Raw genomic sequence first — 801 nt, 5'->3', positions numbered from 1 at the left:
GAAGTCCTTCGGGACAGGGAGACAGGTGGTGCATGGTTGTCGTCAGCTCGTGTCGTGAGATGTTGGGTTAAGTCCCGCAACGAGCGCAACCCCTATGATTAGTTGCCAGCATTTAGTTGGGGACTCTAGTCAGACTGCCGGTGACAAACCGGAGGAAGGTGGGGATGACGTCAAATCATCATGCCCCTTATGACCTGGGCTACACACGTGCTACAATGGATGGTACAACGAGCAGCTAACCCGCGAGGGTATGCGAATCTCTTAAAGCCATTCTCAGTTCGGATTGCAGGCTGCAACTCGCCTGCATGAAGCCGGAATCGCTAGTAATCGCGGATCAGCACGCCGCGGTGAATACGTTCCCGGGTCTTGTACACACCGCCCGTCACACCACGAGAGTTTGTAACACCCGAAGCCGGTGGCCTAACCCTTTTAGGGAGGGAGCCGTCGAAGGTGGGATAGATGATTGGGGTGAAGTCGTAACAAGGTAGCCGTATCGGAAGGTGCGGCTGGATCACCTCCTTTCTAAGGAGTATAGGAATCTTACCAAGTGGCTATTATCTTTGTTTAGTTTTGAGTGAGCTTTAATCACAAGATTAAAGAGACTCAACCTTTTTGTCTTTAAGTGTTGAATCAATGCTTTTTGACAAGGTGATCATTGAAAACTGAATACTCAAACAAAATCCTATTAGAATTGATTCAATGCGAGTCAAGACTAATAGAACCAAAATTATAATTTCAAGAAAAGATATAATTAAACCGAGAATTGACCGAGTCTATAGCAATATAGATGAAATAAAGCAA

The 801-nt window shown here is 46.4% G+C and carries 1 rRNA gene; it reads left to right on the top strand.

The annotated features are described in order from the left end of the window. Positions 1-522 (top strand): 16S ribosomal RNA (locus ACTQ45_RS13595); the annotation flags it as partial. Between the last annotated feature and the right edge of the window lie 279 nt (positions 523-801).

Source organism: Fundicoccus sp. Sow4_D5, assembly GCF_052116365.1.
Lineage (GTDB): Bacteria > Bacillota > Bacilli > Lactobacillales > Aerococcaceae > Fundicoccus.
This window is presented reverse-complemented; position numbering and strand designations above follow the sequence as displayed.